Here is a 15,648-nt window from a genome sequence, read left to right on the forward strand (position 1 = left end):
GTGCTGCTCCCCGTGTCCCCGTCGTCCGCGCGGTCGCGCGTGACGTCCCTGCCCGCCGGGCCGCTTGCCGCGGCCCGCTCGCCGGGCACCGGGCCCGTGCGTGTCGGTCGGCCGGCCGCCGGGCCGCCGGTGCCGCGGTCGCGGCCGAGCGCCGGTTCCGCGGGTGTCCGCCCGCCCGCCTGACCGCCGCCCGCGGTCGTAGCGCCGACCGTGTCCGTACCGCCCGATGCCGCCCGGTGGTGTGCCGCGGTCATCGCGTGCGGCCGGCCGGGCGGGCCGGAGGCGGTCACCGCGAGGGCGTCAGGTCGCTGCTGATGGGCCACGCCGGCGCCTCCGGGCGTCGATGAGCATCTCCTGGATGTTGCGCAGCGGCCGTCCTTCGGGGTCGGCGCTGTGCCGGGTCCAGTTGCCGTCGGCCGCCAGGTGCCAGGAGGACGTGGAGTCCGACATCCCGGTCTCCAGCAGGCGGCCGATGGTGGCGCGGTGCGTCGGGTCGGCGACCCGGACCAGCGCCTCGATGCGGCGGTCGAGGTTGCGGTGCATCATGTCGGCGCTGCCGAGCCAGACCTCGGGCTCGCCGCCGTTGCCGAACACGAACACCCGGGAGTGTTCGAGGAAGCGCCCGAGGACGCTGCGCACCCGGATGTTCTCCGACAGGCCCGGCACCCCGGGCCGTACCGCGCAGATGCCGCGGACCCAGATGTCCACCGGCACGCCGGCCTGCGAGGCGCGGTAGAGCGCGTCGACGATCACCTCGTCGACGATGGAGTTGACCTTGATCCGTACGTACGCCGGCCGGCCCGCCCTGTGGTGGTCGACCTCCGCGGCGATCCGCTGGATCAGCCCGTCGCGCAGGCTGCGCGGCGCCACCAGCAGCCGGTTGTACGCCTCCCGCCGGGAGTAGCCGGACAGCCGGTTGAACAGGTGCGACAGGTCCGCGCCGACCTGCGGGTCGGCGGTCAGCAGGCCCAGGTCCTCGTACAGCCGGGCGGTCTTGGGGTGGTAGTTGCCGGTGCCGACGTGGCTGTAGCGGCGCAGTGTCTCGCCCTCCTGGCGGACCACCAGCGACAGCTTGCAGTGCGTCTTGAGGCCGACCAGCCCGTACACCACGTGGCAGCCGGCCTCCTCCAGCTTGCGGGCCCACTTGATGTTGGCCTGCTCGTCGAAGCGTGCCTTCAGCTCCACCAGCACCAGCACCTGCTTGCCCGCCTCGGCCGCGTCGATCAGCGCGTCCACGATCGGCGAGTCGCCGGAGGTGCGGTACAGGGTCTGCTTGATGGCCAGCACGTCCGGGTCGGCGGCGGCCTGGTCCAAGAACGCCTGCACGGAGGTGGAGAAGGAGTCGTACGGGTGGTGCAGCAGCACGTCCCGCTCGCGCAGCGCCGCGAAAATGTCCGGCGGTGACGCGGACTCGACCTCGGCCAGGTCGCGGTGGGTGCCGGCGATGAACCGCTTGTACTTCAGCTCCGGCCGGTCGAGCCCGGCGATGGCGAACAGGCCGGTCAGGTCCAGCGGGCCGGGCAGCGGATAGACCTCGGTGTGGCTCATCTTCAGCTCGTGCACCAGCAGGTCCAGCACCCGCGGCGCGATCGACTCCTCGACCTCCAGCCGGACCGGGGGCCCGAAGCGGCGCCGCATCAGCTCCTTCTCCAGGGCCTGGAGAAGGTTCTCCGCGTCGTCCTCCTCGACCTCCAGGTCCTCGTTCCGGGTGACCCGGAACATGTGGTGGTCGAGCACCTCCATTCCCGGGAACAGCTCGTCCAGGTGGGCGGCGATCACGTCCTCCAGCGGCACGTACCGCTGCGGACCGGCCTCCAGGAAGCGGAACAGGATCGGCGGCACCTTCACCCGGGCGAAGTGCTCGTGGCCGGAGACGGGGTTGCGGACCACCACCGCGAGGTTCAGCGACAGGCCGGAGATGTACGGGAAGGGGTGCGCGGGGTCCACGGCCAGCGGGGTCAGCACCGGGAATATCTGCTGCCGGAACAGCGTGGCCAGCCGGGCCTGCTCCTTCTCGGTCAGATCGCCCCAGCGGATGACGTGGATGCCCTCGTCGGCGAGCTGCGGCGCCACGTCGTTCTGGAAGCAGGCGGCGTGCCTGGCCATCAGCTCGCGGGACCGGGTCAGGATCAGGTCCAGGACGTCGCGGGGCTGGAGCCCGGAGGCCGAACGGGTGGCGACACCGGTGGCCATCCGCCGTTTGAGGCCGGCCACCCGGACCATGAAGAACTCGTCGAGGTTGCTCGCGAATATCGCCAGGAAATTGGCGCGTTCCAGCAGGGGGGTCGCCGGGTCCTCAGCCAGCTCCAGCACCCGCTCGTTGAAGGCCAGCCAGCTCCGCTCCCGGTCCAGAAAACGGTTCTGCGGCAGTTCCCCGCCGTCCTCCTCCGTGACCGGGGTGAGCTCGGGCAGCTCGGGTTCGAGGTCGGGCACGACCCGGGGCCGGAAGGTGCCGTCCGGGGCTCGGTCGCCGTCGCCCGGCTGCGGCTGTACGGGGACACTCGGGTGGTTCGTCTGCGCCATGGTGTGCGAGCCCTCCTCCGGTTCCGGCACGTCGGACGTGCGACCGGCGGCCTTTCCGGGGCGTCGCTCAGCCGTCGCTCCATTGTCCCGGGTACCCGACGGTTTCGGCAGGTCGGGCCGGGGCGTGGGGGGAGGGGCGGCGGGCTGCATCCTCTGATGCTCGCAAGGGAGGTTGAATCGCCGGTAACGAGCGCATGGCCGTCAGGCAAGCGCGGCACTTCCGGCAGGGGCGCCCGGACGGAGCGTGTCCGGTTCCGGGGCCCGCGGGCTCCCGGGGCGGGCCAGGGAGCCGCCGCCGGGCCCCCGGGAGCCCGTGCGGCCCTGCCGGGGCCCTCCAGGGGGCTTCCCGGGGCCTCCCGCGGCCCGGCGCGGTGCCCTTGGGCGGTCCCGGCGGGGGCCTCGGGGAGCCTGGGGGTATTTGCGGCCCCGGGGGGATCCGCTCAGTCCCGGGTGCGGTACATCAGGTCGGTCTCGTGCACGGTGAAGCCCAGCCGCTCGTAGAGGGCGACGGCCGGTGCGTTGTCGGCGTCCACGTACAGCATGGCCGTGGGCAGGCCGCGGTCGCGGGCCAGGTGGCGCAGTCCGATCGTGGTCAGCGCCCGGCCCAGGCCGCTGCCCTGCTCGCTGGGGGCGATCCCGAGCACGTACACCTCGCCCAGGCGCTCCTCGGCGTGCACCTTGGTCCAGTGGAAGCCGGCCGGCGCGGCGCCGCGGAAGGCGAGGAAGAAGCCGGCCGGGTCGAACCAGTCCTCGGCCTCGCGGTCCTCCAGGTCACGCGCGGTGAGGCCGCCCTGTTCGGAGTGCCGGGTGAAGGCGGCGGCGTTCAGGGCGAGCCAGGCGGTCTCGTCCTGGCCGGGGACGAAGGTGCGGACGGTGACACCCTCGGGCAGCCGGGGCTCGGGCAGACCGGTCAGCCCGGCGTCCAGCGGGCGGCGCATCTGGCGCAGCTCGCGGATGAGCTCGAGGTCCAGGGCGGCGGCCAGGTGGCGGGCGGCGGGATGGCTGCCGTGCGCCCACACCCGCAGCCGCTTGCCGGTGGCCTCCAGCACCGCCCGGCCGATCGCCCGGCCGTGGCCCCGGGCGCGGTGCGCCGGGTGCACCAGGATCTCGGCGACGGGGGGCTCCGTCGGGTCGGTGCCGTCGATCTGGGCGTACCCGATCAGCTCCTCCGCGCCGGCCCCGCCGCCTCCGCCGGTGTCCGCGCCGCCGCCGGGCTCCGCCCCGGCCGCGCCGGGCGCCCACAGCAGCAGATGCCGCACTCCGGCGCTGCCACCGCGCCGGACGTACAGCCGGCCCTGTTCGGAGACCGCTTGCCGGCCGTCGGCGGCTGCCGCGGTCCTGATGAGGTCGAGGACCGCCGCGGCGGCGCTCTGGTGCAGCTCGGACAGTGCCTCGATACGCCGGTCACTCATGCGGAAATCGTACGGCGCGGCCGCGCCGTACGGGGGGTCGCCGCCCGCCGCGGCACCGGGACGACCAGCGCTGACACACCGGCGACGGCCGCCGCGAGGGCGAAACCGGGCCAGTACGCGGTGGCCGAGATGAGTGCCGCCATCGCGGGCGGCACCACGGCCGCGGTCAGGTTCTGCCCGGTGTTGTGCACCCCCAGGGCGCGGCCCGACCAGGCGGGCCCGGCGCGTTCCGCGGTGGAGGTGAACGACAGTCCGTTGGTGCTGGCGGTCAGCGCGATGGCGGTCACCAGCAGCACCGGGGTGACCGGGGACGGGAAGGCGGTGGTCAGCGCGGCGGCGGCGACCACGGCCGCGGTCAGCACGGCCAGCTGCCGCATCGGCCGCAGCCGGTTGCCGACCCGGTCCGACCAGCGGCCGACCACGATGCGGGACACCGCGCCCAGTCCTTGGGCAAGCGCGATCAGCTGCCCGGCGTGCACCGGCGTCCAGCCGCGTACGTCCACCAGCAGCACCAGCGCGAACGCCCCGGCGGTGAACTGCGGCACCACCAGCAGGGCGGCCGAGCCGTGGATGCGCCACAGCACGTTCGACCCGCGGTACGGGTTCGGCGCGGGCTTGCCGACCGCGGTCTCCGGGCGCGCCGGGTCGGCCGCGAACACCCCGACCAGTACCGCGATGGCGCAGCACAGCACCGCCAGGAACCCGAACGCACCGGTCAGCCCGTGCGCGCCGGCCAGCGGCGGCATCGACAGCGCGGCCACGCCCATCCCCAGCGGGGTCGACGTCTGCCGGATCCCCATGGCCAGCCCGCGCTCGCCGGCGCTGAACCAGCCCATCACCAGCCGCCCGCTCGCCGAGTACACCGAGGCCCCGGCGGCCCCGGCCAGCACCAGCAGTCCGCCGAGCGCGACCATCCCGTGCGCGCCCCAGGCGGCCCCGGCCAGCGCCCCGCCGGCCGCGCCCAGCCCCAGCGCGATCACCACCCGCTCGCCCCACCGGTCGGCCGCGGCCCCCCACAGGTACAGCGCCAGCACCAGTCCGGCCGTCGGGCAGGCCACCAGCAGCCCCACCTGGGTCAGCGTCAGGCGCTCGCGGTCCCGCAGCTCGTCGGCCAGATAGGGGATCCCGTACACGAACGCGCAGGCCGCGGTCTGTGCCGCGGTCCCCAGCGCCAGCATGATCCAGCGTCGCACGATGACGGAACCTCCTCGGTGGGCGGTGCTGACAACTATGCGGGCTGCTCCGCAGGATGAGACAGTTCGTTCCGTATGTTGAGACGCCTTCGGCCGTCCGGCGGTGGCCCGCCCCGGCCGGATCCGCCCCGGCCGGCCGCCGGCGGCGCCCGGCGGTTACCTCGTCTTAACCGGCAACCCCCTGCCGTGCTACGCGCGTTGACTCTATGCTGCCGTCCGAGTTAACAGTTCTTGACCGGTATTTGACCTAGGGATCCAGGGGAACAGATGTCTCTGGCACGCAGAATCTCGGTGGGTGTCGCCGGCCTCGCGGCCGTCGGCACCCTCATCGCGGCCTGTCCCGCCCCCGCGCACGGGCACGAGGGGCACGGCGGGCACAGCAGCCACGGAGGCGGGCACGGGAAGCCGGACCCGACCGTCGACCTCCAGCTCCTCGCGCTCAACGACTTCCACGGCAACCTGGAGCCGCCGGCCGGGTCGTCGGGCAGCGTCAGCGAAATCCAGCCGGACGGTACCGTCAAGGCGGTCAGCGCCGGCGGGGTGGAGTACCTCGCGTCCAGTCTGCGGACCGCCAGGAAGGGCCACGACCGGTCGCTGACCGTCGCCGCCGGGGACCTGGTCGGCGCCAGCCCGCTGCTGTCCGGGCTGTTCCACGACGAACCGACCGTCGAGGCGATGAACACGATCGGCCTGGACGTCACCAGCGTCGGCAACCACGAGTTCGACGAGGGCAAGACCGAGCTGCTGCGGCTGCAGAACGGCGGCTGCCACCCGGTCGACGGCTGCTACCAGCCCGGCAAGACCTTCAAGGGCGCCGACTACCCGATCCTGTCGGCCAACGTCGTCAACGAGGAGACCGGCCGCCCGCTGCTCCGGCCCTACGTGGTCAGGAACGTCAAGGGCGTCAAGGTCGGCTTCATCGGCGTCACCCTCAAGGGCACCCCGGACATCGTGACCGCCTCCGGCGTCGCGGGCCTGAAGTTCCTGGACGAGGCCGAGACGGTCAACAAGTACACCAGGGAGCTCAAGCGGCAGGGCGTCAACGCGGTCGTCGCGCTGATCCACGAGGGCGGCTTCCCGGTCTCCGGCAGCTACAACTACAACTGCGACGCGGGCGGCGCCGGCACCGGCATCTCCGGCCCGATCGTGGACATCGCCAAGAAGATCTCCCCCGACGTGGACGCCCTGGTCACCGGCCACACCCACAACGCGTACGTCTGCACCGTCCCGGACCCGGCCGGCCGGCCCCGGCTGGTCACCAGCGCCTCCTCCTTCGGCCGGCTCTACACCGAGCTGGACATGAAGTACGACCTGCGCACCCACGACATCGCCCGCACATCCGTGAAGGGCACCAACCACGTCGTGGACCGCGTGCAGCCCAAGGCCGCCGACATGACCGCGCTGATCGCCCGCTGGAACACCCTGGCCGCGCCGGTCGCCGGCCGCACCATCGGCTACATCAGTGCCGGCATCGGCCGCACCGGCACCCGGGAGACGCCGCTCGGCGACCTGATCGCCGACGCCCAGCTGGAGTACGGCAGGACCCTCGACCCGAGCGTGCAGCTGGCGCTGATGAACCCCGGCGGCATCCGCACCGACCTGGTCTATCCCGCCACCGGCAGCGAGGGCGACGGCGTGGTCACCTACGCCGAGGGCTTCGCCGTGCAGCCGTTCAGCAACACCGTCAACCTCGTCACGCTCACCGGCGCGCAGCTCGTCACCGCGCTCCAGCAGCAGGTCAGCGGCGCCAACCAGGCCGCCCCGAAGATCCTGCAGATCTCCGCCGGCCTGACCTACACCCTGGACACCACCAAGACCGGCGCCGACCAGGTGGTGGCCGGCTCGGTCGCCCTCAACGGCACCCCGCTCGACCCGGCCGCCTCCTACCGGGTCGCCATGAACAACTTCCTCACCGGCGGCGGCGACGGCTTCACCGTCCTGGCCCAGGGCACGAACCCGCTGGTGGGCGGCGACGACCTGGCGGCCTTCGCCGCCTACCTGACCGCGCACTCCTCGGCGTCGGCGCCCATCGCGCCGCCCGCCGCGAAGCGGGTGACGGTGGTCAGCTAGCCGGCAGCTCCCCGGGCGGCGCGGTCGGCGCCCCCGGCAGCCGGAGGGCGGCCAGCGTGCCGCCCCCCGGCGCCGGGGCCAGCGCCACCTCGCCCCCCGACTGCTGCACGGTCCTGGCCACGATCGACAGCCCCAGGCCGCTGCCGGGCAGGCTCCGCGCGTCCGGCGACCGCCAGAACCGCTCGAAGACGTGCGGCAGCTCCTCGGCCGGAATCCCCGGACCGTGGTCGCGCACGGTCAGCTGCCCGTCGTGCAGCCGCACCTCGACCTCGCCGCCCGGCGGGCTGAACTTCACCGCGTTGTCCAGCAGGTTGACGATCGCCCGCTCCAGCGCGGCGGCCTCACCGCGGACGTACCAGGGCCGGACGTCCGCGACCAGCTGGAGGTCGGGCCCGCGCAGCCGCGCCCGCTCCAGCGCCGCCTCGGTCACCCGGTGCAGCGGCACCACGTCCAGGGTGCGGGCCGCGTCCGGCCGCGACAGCTCCTGCAGATCGCCGATCAGCGCGGCCAGCTCGGTCATCTGCGCCTTCACCGACGCCAGCAGCGCGCGCCGGTCCTCCGGCGGCAGCGCCCGCCCGGTCGCCTCGCTGCGCTCCAGCAGCTCGATATTGGTCCGCAGGCTGGTCAGCGGGGTACGCAGCTCGTGCCCCGCGTCGGCGATCAGCTGCTGCTGCCGGTCCCGGGACGACGCCAGCGCGGCCGTCATCGCGTTGAACGACGTACTCAGCCGGGCGATCTCGTCCTGCCCGGTGACCGGGATCCGCACGTTCAGGTCCTCGGTACGGGCGATGTGCTCGACGGTCTGCGTGAGGGTGTCCACCGGCCGCAGCCCGGTCCTGGCGATCACCAGGCCGGCCGAGGCCGCGCCCAGCACCCCGATGCCGCTGACCGCGAGCAGCACCCAGGCCAGCCGGGTCAGCGGCCGGTCCACGTCGCTCAGCGGGCGGGCCACCGAGATCGCCGCGGGCTGGAAGTTGATCCGCGCCTGGAAGGTGTAGACCCGCAGCTTCCCGCCGCCGGGCGCGGTCACCGTGTGCAGGGCGTCCGTCGCCTGCCCCGTCGCCACCGCCCGGTCCTGCGCCCCGACGGGGATCTCCGCATGGCCCTGTACCCAGCAGGCCCGGCCGCTGGACAGCACCACCTGCGCGGAGGTGCTGGTGGTGATGAAGGTGTAAGGGTCGGCCGGGTCGGTCGTATCCGGCTTGGGCGCCGCGGGCAGGCAGCCCCGGGTGTTGAGGGTGTCGGCGATCTGCGTGTTCTGCACGATGTCGGGCTGCCGCAGCGACCGGTCGAGTTCGCCGCGCAGCTGGTCCCGGGTGATCGCCCAGCAGGCCAGTGCGGCCAGCGCCACGGCGACGGCCACCGCGACGGCGGTGAGCAGGGTCAGCCGGGACCGCAGCGGGAGTCGGCTCACGAACGGCCGCCGTCCGGCGCGCGCAGCACGTACCCCACCCCGCGGACGGTGTGCACCACCCGCGGCATGCCGCCGGCCTCGGTCTTGCGGCGCAGGTACATCACGTACACGTCCAGCGAGTTGGAGGACGGCTCGAAGTCGAAGCCCCACACCGACTTGAGGATCTGCTCCCGGGTGAGCACCTGCCGCGGGTGGGCCAGGAACAGCTCCAGCAGGGTGTACTCGGTCCGGGTCAGCTCGACCGGCCGGCCGGCCCTGGTCACCTCCCGGGTGCTGGTGTCCATCCGCAGGTCGGCGAAGGCCAGCACGTGCTCCTGGTCGGCGCCGGCCGGCCCCGCCGCGTAGGAGCTGCGGCGCAGCAGGGCCCGCAGCCTGGCCAGCAGCTCGTCCAGTTCGAACGGTTTGACGAGGTAGTCGTCGGCGCCCGCGTCGAGGCCGGTGACGCGGTCGCCGACGGTGTCCCGCGCGGTGAGCATCAGGATCGGGGTGGTCACACCGGTGGAGCGCAGCCGCCGGGCCGTGGTCAGCCCGTCCATCCGCGGCATCAGCACGTCCAGCACGATCGCGTCCGGCCGGTACGACCGCGCCTGCTCCAGCGCGGCCACGCCGTCGCCGGCCAGCGCGGTGTCGTACCCCTCGAAGGCCAGGCTGCGGCGCAGCGCCTCCCGGACGGCCGGCTCGTCGTCCACGATCAGGATGCGGGCGGGCGCCTCGCCGCTCTCGCCGGTGCTCATGGTGTCGGGTACCTCGCTGGGGGACGTCGGGCAGGACGGTTCTCTGGTGCGTTCAGCCTCGCATGCCCGGGGTCAGTTGCCGCCCGAGCCCCCGGCCCGCAGGTGCGCGAGGTCGGCGGTGACGGTGTTGATCGGGATGGCGAAGCCGAGGCCGACGCTGCCGGCGGAGCTGTCGCCGCCGGAGGAGGAGGCCGAGGAGTACATCGCCGAGTTGATGCCGATGATCTGGCCGCTCATGTTGATCAGCGCGCCGCCGGAGTTGCCCGGGTTGAGCGAGGCGTCGGTCTGGATCGCCTTGTACGTGGTGGTGGACTCGCCGGTGTCGCCGTTGTACTGGTTGCCGCCGAAGGAGAACGGCCACTGGTCGCCGCCGCTGCCGCCGAAACCCCGGCCCTGGTCCTGGCTCCGGCCGTCCTCGACCGGGACCGTCACGTCGCGGCCGAGCGCCGAGACGATGCCGCTGGTGACCGTGCCGGTCAGGCCGTCGGGGGAGCCGATGGCCACCACCTGGTCGCCGACCACCAGTCCGGAGGAGTCGCCGAGCGTCGCGGCGGGCAGCCCGCTCGCGCCCTGCACCCGGATCAGCGCCAGGTCCTTCTGCGGGTCGGTGCCGACCACCGAGGCGGTCGAGGTCCGGCCGTTGCTGAAGGACACCGTGATCGACGCGGCGCCCGCTACGACGTGGTTGTTGGTGATGATCTGGCCGTCGGCGGTGATGATCACCCCGGCGCCGGTGGCCTTCCCCTCGTTGGAGGTCGCGTTGATCTCGACCACGCTGGGGCTGACCGCCTTCACCACGCCCGCCACCGTGCCGTTGACCGCGCTGGCGTTGACCGCGCTGGTCGTGGCCGCCGCGGCCGAGGTGTGGTGGTCCGTCGCGCTGCCGATCAGGGCGCCCGCGCCGCCGCCGATCACACCGGCGGCGAGCGCCACCGCGGCGAACAGCGCGATCGGCCGCCCGGCCCGGCGCCCGCGGCGCGGCGCGGGCTCGCCGGGCGCCGGGAGCGGCGGGTACGCCGGAGGCGGGGGGAAACCGGAGCCCACACCCTCGTCGCCGGCGCCGGCCGGCTCGGGGGGCGTCTGCGGGCCGTGGTAGAGCGGTGCCTGCGGGCCGTGCGGGTACTGGGGTTCTCCGCTGTAGCGGTTGCTCTCGGTCATGACAACGACTGTGCGCCCGGATCATGAGAGCTTCCTGAGCGCGCGCTGAGAAGCCCGGCAGAAGCAGGTATGCCCGATGTAAAGAAGATCCTCTGGTACGGGCGGAGTTACGGTGTCGCGCGGGCGTGGCAGCCGCAGGAGCCGCGTACCACCAACCGGGAGGGGAACGTGCGCAGCCGCTCCCGGCGGACCCCCGGCACCCGCAGCGAGTCGTCCAGCACCGCGTCCACCGCGGCCCTGGCCATGGCTTTGCGGTCCGAGGCCACCGTGGTCAGCGGCGGGTCGGCCAGCCCGGCCTCCTTGACGTCGTCGAACCCGGCCACCGCCAGCTGCCCGGGTACCTCGATCCGCAGCTCGCGGGCGGCCCGCAGCACCCCGATGGCCTGGTCGTCGGTCGAGCAGAAGATGGCCGGCGGCCGGTCCGGGCCGGCCAGCAGCCCGAGCGCGACCTGATAGGCGTCGTAGCGGTTGTACGGGGCGTGGAAGAGCCGGCCCTCGGTGGACTTGCCGAACTCCTGCATGGCCCGCTCCCAGCCGACCACGTGGTCGGTGACCGGGTCGCCGGTGACCGGGGTGATCTCGGTTCCGCCGAGGCAGGCCACGTACTCGTGTCCGTGCTCCAGCAGGTGGCGGGTGGCCAGCTGGGCGCCGCCGATGTCGTCGGTGACCACCGCGATGTCGTCGATCGCCTCGGGACGCTCGTGCAGCAGCACCACACGGGCGTCCCAGGCGTCGATCTCGGCGGCGGCGTTCTGGCTCGGGCCCTGGCTGATCAGGATCAGCCCGGAGACGCGCATGCCGAGGAAGGCCCGCAGGTAGTGCACCTCGCGCTCGTCGAGGTAGTCGGAGTTCCCGACCAGCACCATCTTCCCGCGATCCGACGCGGCCTGTTCGACGGCGTGCGCCATCTCGGCGAAGAACGGCTGCCGCGCGTCCGGCACGATCAGTCCGATCAGGTCGGTACGGCGGCTCGCCATCGCCTGCGCCACCCGGTCCGGGCGGTAGCCGAGCTGCTTGATGGCCGCGAGCACGCGCTCGCGGGTGGCCGGGGCTACCGGCCGGGGTCCGTTGTTGATGACGTAGCTGACGACCGCGGTGGAGGTCCCCGCCAGCCTGGCCACGTCGTCACGCGTCACCTTGGGCACGTCGCGAAGTCTACGCGTGTCTATTCAGCCGTCACACGGCTCGTCATACGGTCTGTCCGGCTGATGTGTGGCCGTCGCCGAGCCCGTCACCGAGCCCGTCACCGAGCCCGCCGAGGCCCTCGCCGCGGCTGTCGGCACCGGCCGTCGGACGGCCCGCCGCGAAGGCTCCGCCGCGGCCCTGGGCGGCTTCGCTGCGGGCCGCCTCCTCCGCCGCGCGCTCGACCTTCTCCGGGGTGACGAAGCGGTAGCCGACGTTGCGCACGGTGCCGATCAGCGACTCGTGCTCCACGCCGAGCTTGGCCCGCAGCCGCCGTACGTGCACGTCCACGGTCCGGGTGCCGCCGAAGTAGTCGTAGCCCCACACCTCCTGGAGCAGCTGCGCCCGGGTGAAGACCCGGCCGGGGTGCTGCGCCAGGTACTTGAGCAGCTCGAACTCCTTGAAGGTCAGGTCGAGCACCCGGCCCTTGAGCTTCGCGCTGTACGTCGCCTCGTCGACCGACAGGTCGCCGTTGCGGATCTCCATCGGGCTGTCGTCCGTGGTGATCTGCTGCCGGCCCATGGCCAGCCGCAGCCGCGCCTCGACCTCGGCCGGGCCGGCGGTGTCCAGCAGGACGTCGTCGATGCCCCAGTCCGCGGTGACGGCGGCGAGGCCGCCCTCGGTGACCACCAGCAGCAGCGGGCAGCCGGGGCCGGTGGAGCGCAGCAGCTGGCACAGGCTGCGGACCTGCGGCAGATCGCGGCGCCCGTCGATCAGGATCACGTCCGCGCCGGGGGTGTCCACCAGCGCAGGCCCCTCGGCCGGCGCGACGCGGACACTGTGCAGCAGCAGGCCGAGTGCGGGCAGCACCTCGGTGGACGGTTGCAGGGCGTTGGTCAGAAGCAGGAGTGAACTCACCGGGTGCTCCCGTCGTTCGTCGTCCGGCAGCGACGCGTCGTGGTGCGTCCCGTGCACCGCGCTACCGGGTCGAGCTGGCCGAACTGGTTGAGCTGGCTCAAAACTGAACCCTCCTCGGTCCCCGCGAGGACGATATGACTCGTGCGCATAGCACGAAAGGACCCGGGGGCGACATTGCCCAGGTCCTCATGCACGGAAGAATAGCCCACATGGACAGCCCTGCCGAGACCGACGACAAACGATTGCGCGTCTTTCCGATCACTTCGGGTGGTCGGCGGGCGGTTCTGTTGACTTCTGACGGCGTGGCCGTCGAGGCGGAACACCTCCCCCCGCGGGCCTCCGGGGCGGGGGCCGCGGCAGAGGGTTCCGGCCACCGTCCCGGACCCGCCGCGGGGCCGGAGCCCGGTCCCGGCGAGGACTCCGGCCCCGGTCATGGACCCGATCAGGCCACCGGCCGGGCCGGCCGGCTCGCCGTCGTCGTCGCGCACGGCTTCACCGGCGCCCTGGACCGGCCCGCCGTCCGCAGGGCGGCCGGCCACCTCAGTGCTTACGCGGGAGTGGTCACCTTCTCCTTCCGCGGCCACGGCCACTCCGGCGGCCACTCCACCGTGGGCGACCTCGAAGTCCTCGACCTGGACGCGGCGGTGCGCTGGGCCCGGGAGCTGGGCTACGAGCGGGTGGCCACGGTCGGCTTCTCGATGGGCGGCTCGGTGGTGCTGCGGCATGCGGGCGAGGCCGGGCGGGCGGCCTCCGCCGCCGGGACGCCCGGCACGTCCCCGCGGCCGGGCGGGACCCGGGGGGTGACCGCGGGGGTCCAGGCCGTTGTCTCGGTCAGCTCGCCGGCCCGCTGGTACTACCGGGGCACCGCCCCGATGCGCCGGGTGCACTGGGCGATCACCCGGCCCGCGGGACGGCTGGTCTCACGCCTCGGGCTCAGGACGCGGATCCGGGCCGCCGAGTGGGACCCGGTGCCGCTGTCGCCGGTCGAGTCGGTGCCGTACATCGCGCCCACGCCGCTGCTGATCGTGCACGGTGACCAGGACGCCTACTTCCCGCTCGACCACCCGTACTCGCTGGCCGCGGCGGCGGGCCAGGGCAACGCCGAGCTGTGGATCGAGCGCGGCTTCGGCCACGCGGAGAACGCCGCGGGACCCGTGCTGCTGTCCCGCATCGGCGACTGGCTGACCGCGCACACGGCCGGGATTCCCGGGATCTGACGGGTTCGGGCCATGATGGACGCCGACGGCGGGCGTGAGCCGGCGCGCACCACGCGGGACGCGCCCGCCCGGTACCCGGTACCCGCGCGGCGCGGGGCCCGGCGAGCGCACGCCGCACGGGACGCAGGAGACGCACGGCGCAGGAAACGCAGGAAACGCAGGAAACGCACGGGACGCACGGGACGCACGGCGTAGGAAACGCAGGAAACGCACGAAACGCACGATGTAAGAGACGACGAAGGACGGAGCCGTGATGGCTGCACCCGAAACGGCCGCGAGGCAGGTGGCGGGCACGATCCGCTACTGGGCCGCCGCGAAGGCCGCCGCGGGCACGGCGGAGGAGCCGTACCGCGCGGCGACCCTCGCCGAGGCGCTGGCCGCCGCGCGCGAACGCCACGCCCGCGAGCCGGAGTTCGCCCGGGTGCTGCTGCGCTGCTCCTTCCTCGTCGACGGCAACCCCGTCGGCACCCGCGACCACACCGCGGTCGCCCTGCCCGACGGCGGCACGGTGGAGGTCCTCCCACCGTTCGCGGGAGGAAGCTCATGAGCACCCACGACTACGGCTCCGCCCCCGAGGGCGGCGAGTACGGCCCCGACGGCCAGGGCTACGGCTACGGCTGTCCGCCGGGGACCGGTCCCGGGCAGGGGTACGGCTACGACCCCGGCCAGGGGTACGGGTACGGCACCGGGCACCCGCAGGGCGGGGGCTACCCCCCGGAGCCCGGCAGCGGGCAGCCGCCGCGGGACCCCGGGGCGTACGCGGTCCCGCCCGCCGCGGACCCCTGGGCCGGGCACGCGCCGGCCGGCCCCGACGGCCGGGCCGGCGGCGCCCAGCCGTGGGAGGCGGGCCCCGCCGGGTCCTGGGAGCACGCAGGACCGGGCGGCGGATACCCGTACGGCGCCCAGCAGCAGTGGTCCGAGCCGCCGTCGCAGCCGCACGCCTACGCCGACCCGCGGCAGCCGCAGCCGCACGCGTACGCCGACCCGCAGCCGTACGCCCCGGGCGGCACCGAGCACACCGCGGTGCTGCCGGTGATCGAGGAGTCCGGGGCGTACGGGGGGACAGGGGAGACCGGAGAGGGGGCCGCCGCGTCCACCGACCCGCGGGCGCGGTCCGCCGCGCCGGTCCGCACCGGCTCGCCGGTCATCCCGCCCGGCATCCAGCCCGCCGGGCTGACCGCGGTCCTCGGGCTGCTGCTGGCCGGCGGCGCGGCGGTCGGCAAACCGGGGCTGGCCGTGGTCCTGGTGGCGCTGCAAGCGGTCACCGCGGCCGGCTGGTTCCGGCTGAACGGCATGTGGCCGGCCCGGCAGGGCATCGCGCTGGCCTTCCTGGGCGGCGTCACCGCCGACGTCGCGCTGCTCGCGGTGGACGGCGGGCACGGCCCGCTCGCCCTGGCCGGCACCCTCGGGGTGTGGCTGCTGCTGGTCCTGGTCCTCCAGCTGCGGCACCACGGCAGCCCGGACGAACGGCTCTCCTCGCTGACGGCGACCTCCGCCTCGACGCTGCTGGCCGTCCTCGCCGCCTGCTACCTGGCCACCGCCACCTCGGACGCGGGCACCGACCCGGTCGTGGTGGGCGCGGTCGCCGTCGCGGCGGCCACGGTGGTCCGCGCCCTGACGCTGCGGGCGCCGCTGGCCGCGTCGCTGCCGGCGGCGGTGGCCGCCGCGGCCGCGACCGGGGCGCTGACCGGCCCGGCCACCGGCTTCGGCGGTCCGCACGCCGCCCTGCTCGCCGCGGCGGCCGGCGCCTTCGCGCTGGTCGGCCTGCGGGTGGCCAGCTACGACTTCCCGTCCCGCTTCGTCCACTTCACCGCGGGCGTCGCGCTCCCGCTCACCGCCGCCGCGCCCCTCGTCTACGTTCTGGGCCGCGCGCTGGGCTGACCTGGG

Annotated in this window: 12 protein-coding genes; 4 read left to right on the forward strand and 8 right to left on the reverse strand. The window is 74.1% G+C overall.

Annotated elements, in window-relative coordinates:
• Positions 1 to 300 precede the first annotated feature (300 nt).
• The 3 genes from RLT57_RS16700 to RLT57_RS16710 all read right to left on the reverse strand — a co-directional run bounded on the left by RLT57_RS16700 (position 301) and on the right by RLT57_RS16710 (position 5,128).
• On the reverse strand, positions 301 to 2,523 hold the full coding sequence (locus RLT57_RS16700; RefSeq protein ID WP_311298199.1) for an RNA degradosome polyphosphate kinase: 2,223 nt from the start codon (positions 2,521 to 2,523) through the stop codon (positions 301 to 303).
• A gap of 440 nt (positions 2,524 to 2,963) precedes the next feature.
• Positions 2,964 to 3,935 (reverse strand): mycothiol synthase, encoded by a 972-nt coding sequence (gene mshD / locus RLT57_RS16705; RefSeq protein ID WP_311298200.1) that lies wholly within the window; start codon positions 3,933 to 3,935, stop codon positions 2,964 to 2,966.
• Positions 3,932 to 5,128, reverse strand: a complete 1,197-nt coding sequence (locus RLT57_RS16710; protein WP_311298201.1) for an MFS transporter — start codon at positions 5,126 to 5,128, stop codon at positions 3,932 to 3,934. The genes mshD and RLT57_RS16710 overlap by 4 nt, the downstream gene beginning before the upstream one ends.
• A gap of 267 nt (positions 5,129 to 5,395) precedes the next feature.
• On the opposite strand from RLT57_RS16710, the gene RLT57_RS16715 reads away from it, so the two are divergent.
• On the forward strand, positions 5,396 to 7,198 hold the full coding sequence (locus RLT57_RS16715; RefSeq protein ID WP_311298202.1) for a bifunctional metallophosphatase/5'-nucleotidase: 1,803 nt from the start codon (positions 5,396 to 5,398) through the stop codon (positions 7,196 to 7,198).
• Here RLT57_RS16715 and RLT57_RS16720 read toward each other — a convergent pair.
• The 5 genes from RLT57_RS16720 to RLT57_RS16740 all read right to left on the reverse strand — a co-directional run bounded on the left by RLT57_RS16720 (position 7,191) and on the right by RLT57_RS16740 (position 12,544).
• Positions 7,191 to 8,612 (reverse strand): sensor histidine kinase, encoded by a 1,422-nt coding sequence (locus tag RLT57_RS16720; protein WP_311298203.1) that lies wholly within the window; start codon positions 8,610 to 8,612, stop codon positions 7,191 to 7,193. The two genes, RLT57_RS16715 and RLT57_RS16720, sit on opposite strands and share 8 nt — an antisense overlap.
• Positions 8,609 to 9,346: a response regulator transcription factor gene (locus RLT57_RS16725; RefSeq protein ID WP_311298204.1), complete on the reverse strand. Its 738-nt coding sequence runs from the start codon at positions 9,344 to 9,346 to the stop codon at positions 8,609 to 8,611. Before RLT57_RS16725 ends, RLT57_RS16720 begins: the two co-directional genes overlap by 4 nt.
• A 72-nt stretch (positions 9,347 to 9,418) precedes the next feature.
• Complete coding sequence (locus RLT57_RS16730; protein WP_311298205.1) at positions 9,419 to 10,504, reverse strand: S1C family serine protease; 1,086 nt, start codon at positions 10,502 to 10,504, stop codon at positions 9,419 to 9,421.
• Positions 10,505 to 10,611: 107 nt separating this feature from the next.
• Positions 10,612 to 11,649, reverse strand: coding sequence for a LacI family DNA-binding transcriptional regulator (locus tag RLT57_RS16735; RefSeq protein ID WP_311298206.1), 1,038 nt, complete (start codon positions 11,647 to 11,649; stop codon positions 10,612 to 10,614).
• Between the two features lie 43 nt (positions 11,650 to 11,692).
• Positions 11,693 to 12,544, reverse strand: coding sequence for a response regulator transcription factor (locus tag RLT57_RS16740; protein ID WP_311298207.1), 852 nt, complete (start codon positions 12,542 to 12,544; stop codon positions 11,693 to 11,695).
• A gap of 209 nt (positions 12,545 to 12,753) precedes the next feature.
• Here RLT57_RS16740 and RLT57_RS16745 point away from each other — a divergent pair, with 209 nt between their 5' ends.
• The 3 genes from RLT57_RS16745 (at position 12,754) to RLT57_RS16755 (ending at position 15,642) form a co-directional block, all read left to right on the forward strand.
• Positions 12,754 to 13,761 carry an alpha/beta hydrolase gene (locus tag RLT57_RS16745; RefSeq protein ID WP_399128823.1) on the forward strand — a complete coding sequence of 336 codons (1,008 nt, stop codon included), beginning with the start codon at positions 12,754 to 12,756 and terminating at the stop codon, positions 13,759 to 13,761.
• A 253-nt stretch (positions 13,762 to 14,014) separates the two neighbouring features.
• Positions 14,015 to 14,308 (forward strand): MoaD/ThiS family protein, encoded by a 294-nt coding sequence (locus RLT57_RS16750; RefSeq protein WP_311298208.1) that lies wholly within the window; start codon positions 14,015 to 14,017, stop codon positions 14,306 to 14,308.
• Complete coding sequence (locus tag RLT57_RS16755; RefSeq protein ID WP_311298209.1) at positions 14,305 to 15,642, forward strand: hypothetical protein; 1,338 nt, start codon at positions 14,305 to 14,307, stop codon at positions 15,640 to 15,642. Before RLT57_RS16750 ends, RLT57_RS16755 begins: the two co-directional genes overlap by 4 nt.
• Positions 15,643 to 15,648 lie beyond the last annotated feature (6 nt).

The organism is Streptomyces sp. ITFR-21, assembly GCF_031844685.1.
GTDB lineage: Bacteria > Actinomycetota > Actinomycetes > Streptomycetales > Streptomycetaceae > Actinacidiphila.

Bases quoted from the DNA above. Each gene is read 5' to 3' on its own strand.
- RLT57_RS16745 (WP_399128823.1), top strand. From the start codon at position 12,754: ATGGACAGCCCTGCCGAGACCGACGACAAACGATTGCGCGTCTTTCCG.
- mshD (WP_311298200.1), bottom strand. From the start codon at position 3,935: ATGAGTGACCGGCGTATCGAGGCACTGTCCGAGCTGCACCAGAGCGCC.
- RLT57_RS16725 (WP_311298204.1), bottom strand. From the start codon at position 9,346: ATGAGCACCGGCGAGAGCGGCGAGGCGCCCGCCCGCATCCTGATCGTG.
- RLT57_RS16700 (WP_311298199.1), bottom strand. From the start codon at position 2,523: ATGGCGCAGACGAACCACCCGAGTGTCCCCGTACAGCCGCAGCCGGGC.
- RLT57_RS16750 (WP_311298208.1), top strand. From the start codon at position 14,015: ATGGCTGCACCCGAAACGGCCGCGAGGCAGGTGGCGGGCACGATCCGC.
- RLT57_RS16715 (WP_311298202.1), top strand. From the start codon at position 5,396: ATGTCTCTGGCACGCAGAATCTCGGTGGGTGTCGCCGGCCTCGCGGCC.
- RLT57_RS16730 (WP_311298205.1), bottom strand. From the start codon at position 10,504: ATGACCGAGAGCAACCGCTACAGCGGAGAACCCCAGTACCCGCACGGC.
- RLT57_RS16755 (WP_311298209.1), top strand. From the start codon at position 14,305: ATGAGCACCCACGACTACGGCTCCGCCCCCGAGGGCGGCGAGTACGGC.